The organism is Collinsella sp. BIOML-A6 (genome assembly GCF_009875845.1).
Classification (GTDB): Bacteria; Actinomycetota; Coriobacteriia; order Coriobacteriales; family Coriobacteriaceae; genus Collinsella; species Collinsella aerofaciens_H.
Window position 1 is genome coordinate 1 of the sequence record NZ_WWSL01000047.1, and the last position, 7329, is coordinate 7329.

The window sequence follows — 7329 nt, forward strand, 5'->3', positions numbered from 1 at the left end:
GGGGCCGCGGGGGCGTTCGGCTAACTGCGGGAACGGCCTATTTGCTCAATGTGTTCGGCTGAGATCGGAAATCAACCAACGCCTCGCTGCCTCGCTGGCCATATCGAAAGACCTCGATGACTGACTACCGCCTCGAACAAGTTGCGGATTACCTCTGCACCATCGAACTCGCCTAAGTAAAGTACGAGGCCAAGGAGGATGGCGAGACGTACAACAAGTTCTTCGGCGGCTTCGGCACTTTCGAAAAGAACTGGCTCAAGCAAGCCCGCCGAAAGCAGATATAGCCAGTCCCGAAGCCTCGCAAGGAACGGTCACCTCTCCTCCGGCGAGAAGACAGACCGCCAGCAGGAACCCTAGGCGACGCGTCTCGAGCAGCTAACGTCGAAGCGGAAGCAAGAACATCGCAGGCACCAATCTCCAGCACCGCTTGCTTGGATGGACCAGCAGTCAAGATGAACCGCAGGCATCATGGCGAGTCGATACTGCCCGCATGCCCCCTTCGGAATAAGCGCCGAGCAGCTCCCGGGCATGGGCGAGATAACCCCCAGCATCATCACGCTCCCGTTCTGGAGCATGACCACAAAGCTGCCGGATGCGAACCTGCTGAGCGTAAACATCTCAGGCGGCTCGGCTCCGCTGCAGCTTGGAAGCAAAGGAATCTGGCCACCACTCAAATAAGATCACCGCCATCTTGCATAAACGACGCCATGTTAAGGTGCCTGACACCATCCCTCTCCTGCAATAGAGGATCAAGCGTGAATAAGTAGCGCGGATACCCATCCCTGATGTGGCCGAACGGCCTGTACTCGCGCTCCTCGACGCCTCTGTCGGCAATCGACATAGAGACCTGGATGTAGGCGTAAGCATTGCGCCTACGAGCGATGAAGTCACACTCGAGCTTCCCGATACGGCCCACAGAAAGCTCGTACCCGCGCGATGCAAGATAGAGGTAGAGCACGTTCTCCAACGCCGGCCCGTAGTTAATCCTCGCATCCGTGTTCATGGCGAAATAGAAACCGGGATCCGCCAGGTAGTATTTCTCTTCGCGGATAAGCGATCGCCGAGACCTGAGATCGAACCTCGAGCAGCGATAAAGTATCTTCGCGTCAACAAGAATCTGGATATACCGATTGAGCGTTTCGCGCTTGATGGGAATCTTCTCGACATCATTGAAGTACGCAAGGAGGTTCTTCAGGTTCGTCGGCGCACCAAAGTTGTTGATGAGATACGTCTGGACGGCATCGAAAACCGAGACATTCTTGATCTTGTTCGAATGTTTGACGTCCTTTTCAAAGATCTCATGAATAACACTTTTGATATAGGTGCGCTTTTCATCCTCGCCCTCATACTCCAGCGCTTTGGGAAAGCCTCCAAGGGTCAGGTACTCGGTAAACTCTCCCACGAGAAGGTCATTGACGGGCTTGCCGAGAAAACGCTTCATATCGATATATTCCGCAAAATCGAGTGGGAACACCTCGAACTCGATATAGCGACCCGTCAGCTTTGTAACAAGCTGCCCAGAAAGCAGATATGAATTCGAACCGGTAATGAAGATGGACCAACCGCCATCTGTCCGGTAGCCGTTGATGAGCAGCTCGAATTCCTCTACGTTCTGAATCTCATCGATGAAAAGGTACTTCGTCCCCTCAGTGTCTGCGGGGGTCGACATGTCAATAAGGTTTTCGAGCTCATCGGTCGTCTTGACCTTCCTGTTCTCCCGTGAGTCGAGGTCGATATAGATAATGTGATCCTCCGCCACACCGGATTCCACAAGCTCGTCAGCGATCGATTGCATGAGACAGGATTTGCCGCACCTGCGAACACCGGTGATCACCTTGATCATCCCGTCATCGTGGTAGAAACCACGCATTCGCTTCAGATACTTTTCACGTCGGTATATACGCAAGATGAACCCCTTTCCTCAGCGTCCATTTTATCGGTTATGGGGGTGATTTTTTACGTTTTATAAAAAAACGTACCGATAACTAATTCCCACTCAGTTTCGAAAATCGAATGGTTTTGAAGTTTCGAAAGCGGCGGAGCAACATGCATAAGGGCATGTTGGGATCCGCACCAGTAAAACGGGAATTGACTCACGCGAGAAGGCGCCGCCCCGTCGCCACGAGGCATGCGACAGGCAGATTAGGTTTGGGGAGTAGAACGGCCCTTGCGCGAGGCGTGAATTGTAATCGATAAAGCCGAGTTTTGAGAACATGCGGTTTATCTCGTCGAACGTTGAGTCAAGAGGGGCTTGCGCCCCGTCGGCCAACTTGGCGACGCCCATGTCCATGATGCTGGGCACAAGCGTGAATGCGTCACGTAGAAGCGAAGGGGCCACCCGAAAGGTTGATGGTAAGCGAGCACCAGAGGTCAAGGTAGTCCTCGCCTTCCGGGTTTGCGCGGTCGAGGGCAAGAGCCCCCTCCCTCGGTCGCGTACAGCGGCGGGAAGCCTCTCGCGCGGACAATCTGCTCGATCTTGTCGCACCCGTCTTAAAAAGTTCGACAAACGTCCAATCGTACGACATCCGTCGAACAGTCGGGGGTACACACCACTACAGAAGGCCCACGGAACGGGGGGCGAGATGGTTGGCGACGGGCTCAACAGCACTCTCCGACCCCACGCGCCGCCAGGGAGGGCGTCGGGAGGGAGGCCGTAATGGGTGAGAAGGGCGAGCGGCCGGAGCGGGTGTTCCCCGGCAGGACAGACCCGTGGTTCATAGCGGCCATGGTGATTGTGGCGGGCGGTTTATCCGCGGCGTGTATCGCGTGTTTCCTGAGCTCGAGTCCCGCACTCCTATGGGGCTGGCTCGCGCTGCTGCCCGTCCCGGCCCTCGTGGCCCTGGCCGCACTGCCCGTCCGCAGCAACCGCCTCGAGCTCTACGGCGACTGCCTCGTCGTCGTGTACGCTGGGACGCGTTCGGTGATACCCTACGCCCACGTGCGGGGCGTCCGGCGCACCAGGACGCTCTGGGCGGGGACGGCCAACTCGCTCGACCGCGTCTACATCGAGGCGCCCTACGACGGCGACGCCATCGTCTCGGTGACCGACAACGACGCCCTCGTGGCGGAGCTGGGGCGCAGGTGCGGCCTTGGGCCCGGCGCCTGACGCCCCGAAAGGAGGAGAGGATGGACGTCCCGCACTGGCCCTACTGGAGGAAGAACTCCCTCGGCGGCACGCAGGTCTGGTACGCGGACTGGGGCGGCTGCCCCTTTGACACTGGGCTACATGAGCCCAGTTGAGTTCAGGAACGCAGGGCTGTCCCTGTCAAAATTGTTTAAGCAACCGTTGCAAATCCATTCTCCCGCGCGGAGAGCCCCGGGTAGGCCGAGCTCGCGTCGGGCATGTAGCCCATGCGCCTCCGGGCGGCGGCGAGCCCGCGTCCGCCGCGCGCGCCGAACAGCTCGACCGAGCCCGAGCTGGGGCTAGTGGTGCCCGTGATGATGCGGATGAGCGTGGACTTCCCGGCGCCGTTCTCGCCGATGAGCCCGTAGACGCGCCCCGCCTCGAGAGCGAGGTCGATGGGACCGAGGACGGTCCTCCCGCGGTACGCCTTCGTGACCCCGTGAAGGCGGAGGGGCATGGCTGTCGTCATTGCTTTCCTTTCTCCTCGGACGGATTTTGGGTATGCGTCATGGGCCCCCGCGCGGGGCGGGGAGCGAATCGGCGCAGGCTCGAGGCCGGTTGGGTTGGGGTTGAGGTTCGGGTTCCACAGGCTTGCACAGCCCGACGGACGGGGCGTCCGGGCGCGCTATGCTTAGGGAGCGGCGGGCGCCTCCGGGGCAGCAGGGGCCTCGGATGCGGTGATGCCGGAGGTGTCGACCTCGCCGAATCCGTCGAGCTGCTCGATGAGGGGGAGCCCCGTCGGGTCGTCCACCTCGACGCCACCGAGGACGACGGTGTCGTCGCGCAGGTCGATCTGCGTGTTGAAGACTGCCGGGTCGCACCCGGAGACGATGAAGCCGATGCCCGCGAGGACCACGCCCGCGGCCACGAGCCCGCCCGCCACGGCGAGGTAGATCTTCTTGGCACTGGTCATAGCATTGGCTCCTTCCTAAGCCGTAAGGTGCACCGCCGCAGCCGCGCCCCCGTCGCCCTTCTCACCCTTGCTCTTGCAGAAGGGCGAGACGGCCTTCTTCACCCAGAGCGCCGAGAGGCGCGCGATCTGCTTGGAGGCCGCCCAGGCGCCCGTGCCCGCGAGAAGCGCCGCGCCGATGAATCCGAGCCCCACGCCCGCCGATGCAAGGACGTACGGGACATGCCCGATGACGACGCCGCACGCGGCGAACACGAGCTCGACCACGCCCGCGCCACCAAGGGCCGCAGCCACGATCCACACGCAGAGCGCGAGAATCCAGATGCAGACGTAGACCGCAACGGCCACGGCCGCAAAGGCGAGCAACAGCGGCACCCACACCGGCGACCCCACGATGGTCAGCACCCACAGGAGCGTCGTGCTCCTGCGCCTGGTCCGCGCAATCGCACGCGGCACGGCGGGCAGGTCGTCGAGCACGGCCTCTGCCACCTCGCCGGGTGCGCCCATGGCGGCCACGGCCTCCTCCTCGCCCATGCCGTCCTCCATGCGGTCGGCGATGGCCTCGGCGTAGAACTCCTGCGTCTCCCTCACCTGGTCTGCCGGCAGGCAGGCGAGCAGCTCGCCCAGCCGGCCCAGGAACTCATCGCGCGTCATGGTGCGCCTCCTCAACGTATGCATAGATCTCCTGCACGGACGGCCACTCGGCCAGGAACTCCTCGATGCGCTCGCGGCCTTCGTCCGTGATGCGGTAATAGCGCCGCAGCCGACCGTTGTGCTCGGCGGAGCGCGCCGTGATGCATCCGGCTTTCTCCAGGCGTTTGAGCAGCGGGTAGAGCGTCGACTCCGTGAGCCCCATGCTCGCGGGCACGTCCTTCACGATCTGGTAGCCGTAGGACTCCTCGCCCGAGACGGCCGCGAGCACGCAGGCCTCGAGGAAGCCGCGCTTCATCTGGGCCTCCATCCGTACACCTTCCCTCGTCGTATACTGTGCTATACACACTATACGATACAATGTATTAGGCGTCAACTACCATCGTGAAGATTCTCCGGTCCCTGCGCGCTGCGAACGTGATGTCGCGGGGTGGCTGGCATTATGCATGAAACGTCAAGTAACGCACAGGCGACAGCAGCAGTCCAGCGCTGGCTGGAGACGCCGGGATGCCAAGAAGAGGCGTGTGCCGCGGTTGAGGACACCGCCCGCCCCAGGGAACGCGATCGAATCAACCCAAAGCAAGGGGCCGGATGCCCGCTAATGCGCAGTGTGCGCGTTCGCGGATGACTGTCCGTCCCGAGCGAAACCAACAGGCGCCAACGCGACCTGAACGCGGCGCTGTACCCCGAGATCCGGGGGACGGTCCACCTTTCGGCCCAACCATGGGATTCGAAAGGCCGAAGACGCCGAGAGAAATCCGGGCAGGGCGGCACCGGGTGGTTTTCAACCCCGTCAACGGTCCGCGAGCTCTGGAATATTGCCCGCAGGCCGCGGGAAGAGCTCCAACCGAAAGAATCGTCGCAGGCGGCTTATTTGCCCAAGAGTTCAACGGTTCCACTTTCAAATGCATGGGGAAATGCGAATGACCTCAATGCGCTCCCGAACTCGGCGCTGACGTAAACGCCGACTCCGTCGAGCGAAGACTGGCTAATCATGAGCCACAACACCGTCTGATGCGCGACTACAGTCTCTCACGCCATCCAGCTCGCCCAGTCTGCATCTTGGTTCCTCGACAGCGCAGCTTGGTTAAACGCCGAAGGTTCGGCGGTCTTCGTCAGCTAGCATGAGAGCAGTCCGAAAGGGGGACGCATGAAGATCACGATCGAAGAGCAAGAAGCAGCTCAAGATATAGAAGTCACGATCGTCTGCGTAAGGGCCGATCGCCGCGTGCTTGATATAGCGGCTCGGCTGCGCATGCTTGACAGGAAGGTGACGGGCACGGCCGACGGCCGCACGCGCGTGCTGAGCGCAGAAGACGTCTTGTTCATCGAGTCGGTCGACAAGCACACGTTCATTTATACGGCCGACACGGTTCTCGAGACGGGCCTGCGCCTTTACGAGATGGAGGAGCTCCTGGCGGACTGCGACTTCCTGCGCATCGCGAAAGACTGCATCGTCAACTTCCGCGCGATCACCGCCCTCAAACCCGACGTCAACGGCAGGATCATCGCCACCTTGGAAAACGGTGAGCGGGTCGTTATCTCGCGCCGGTATGCGCCCGACGTCAAATCGAAGCTCGGTCTGAAGTAGTCGAAACGAAGGAAGGGAGACTGAAATGATTAACAGGGACATTATCGACACCGATAAAAAGACGCCCGTGGAAAACCTCGGACAACTCGTGAAAAGCACCTGTATCGGCTTCACTGTTGCCATGATAGCCTTCTTGGCATTAGGGACTTGTTTCGCTGATGACGCCGCCAAGCAGGGCATTAACTATTGCTGGTCGATTCTCGCCGCGTGCGTCATCGTCCCCGCGCTGCAGTTCGTGTTCTTCACGCCCGCGGTGATCAGACGGATGGCGTATCCCGCGCGCCTGGCGCTGTTCGGCGTTTGCCTCTACGCAGCCCTCTGCGCATTGGCGTTTGTCTTTGCCTGGGTTCCCGTGAACGACCCCGGGGCGTGGGTTACCCTCACGGTTGTCTATCTCGCCATCCTGGCGGTCCTCACTCTTGCTTTCAACGCCAAGCTGAGCCGCGAGACCCGCGAATTGAACGACAGGCTCGCGGAATACCGCAAGGGCAGGGAGGTGGAATGAGGGTATAGCCGAACATTATCGATGCTGGGAAAATCCCTACTCCCGTTCCCCGGAATACCGCCCGGTGCGAGGACCTGATGCCAAGGCCGGCGCGGGGCGACGCTCGGCCCCGTTCGCTACCCCAAGCGCTTCCCGCGCGGTCATGCCCTTGCAGTCCCCGTTCGCGCGCATAAGCGGGCTCAAGTGCAGGGGAATGTCGATCCAGGCGCCGATTGCTCGGTCAGCCTGATCGGATTGGAGGGAGACGACCTCGTGTTCAGCATAGACGATGGCAAAACTTCCTACGTATTGCGGTCTACCCAAGCCATCATTCGGTCCTCCTCGGTTTCGAAACTCGATTTTTTAAAGTTTCGTAACCGGGGAGGCAATATGTTCAGGGATGCGTCGGGGAGCGAATCTCAGTCGCACCATGCCGGCAGCGATGAAGGGCGCATTTGCGCGTGCTACAATGCGGCCATCAGAGATGAAAACGGTTGATTTCCGATCTCAGCCGAACACATTGAGCAAATAGGCCGTTCCCGCAGTTAGCCGAACGCCCCCGCGGCCCC

At 60.7% G+C, this 7329-nt stretch carries 8 protein-coding genes; 3 read left to right on the forward strand and 5 right to left on the reverse strand.

Annotated features, from left to right (window positions below; translation table 11 throughout):
* Positions 1-670: 670 nt before the first annotated feature.
* Positions 671-1843: an ATP-binding protein gene (locus tag GT495_RS10430; protein WP_240128186.1), complete on the reverse strand. Its 1173-nt coding sequence runs from the start codon at positions 1841-1843 to the stop codon at positions 671-673.
* Positions 1844-2656: 813 nt separating this feature from the next.
* Here GT495_RS10430 and GT495_RS10435 point away from each other — a divergent pair.
* Complete coding sequence (locus tag GT495_RS10435) at positions 2657-3106, forward strand: PH domain-containing protein (protein WP_161162585.1); 450 nt, start codon at positions 2657-2659, stop codon at positions 3104-3106.
* A gap of 169 nt (positions 3107-3275) precedes the next feature.
* Here GT495_RS10435 and GT495_RS10440 read toward each other — a convergent pair whose 3' ends face one another.
* From GT495_RS10440 to GT495_RS10455, 4 genes are all read right to left on the reverse strand, one after another.
* Entirely contained in the window at positions 3276-3593 is a 318-nt protein-coding gene (locus GT495_RS10440; RefSeq protein ID WP_156600636.1) for an ATP-binding cassette domain-containing protein, read from the reverse strand.
* 162 nt (positions 3594-3755) lie between these two features.
* Complete coding sequence (locus tag GT495_RS10445; protein WP_156600634.1) at positions 3756-4037, reverse strand: hypothetical protein; 282 nt, start codon at positions 4035-4037, stop codon at positions 3756-3758.
* 15 nt (positions 4038-4052) lie between these two features.
* Positions 4053-4688 (reverse strand): DUF1700 domain-containing protein, encoded by a 636-nt coding sequence (locus GT495_RS10450; protein WP_156600696.1) that lies wholly within the window; start codon positions 4686-4688, stop codon positions 4053-4055.
* Positions 4675-4995 carry a PadR family transcriptional regulator gene (locus tag GT495_RS10455; protein ID WP_187324847.1) on the reverse strand — a complete coding sequence of 107 codons (321 nt, stop codon included), beginning with the start codon at positions 4993-4995 and terminating at the stop codon, positions 4675-4677. The genes GT495_RS10450 and GT495_RS10455 overlap by 14 nt, the downstream gene beginning before the upstream one ends.
* Before the next feature lie 840 nt (positions 4996-5835).
* On the opposite strand from GT495_RS10455, the gene GT495_RS10460 reads away from it, so the two are divergent.
* Complete coding sequence (locus tag GT495_RS10460) at positions 5836-6276, forward strand: LytTR family DNA-binding domain-containing protein (protein WP_161162586.1); 441 nt, start codon at positions 5836-5838, stop codon at positions 6274-6276.
* Positions 6277-6301: 25 nt separating this feature from the next.
* Positions 6302-6781, forward strand: coding sequence for a DUF3021 family protein (locus GT495_RS10465; protein ID WP_161162587.1), 480 nt, complete (start codon positions 6302-6304; stop codon positions 6779-6781).
* The last annotated feature ends 548 nt before the right edge of the window (positions 6782-7329 follow it).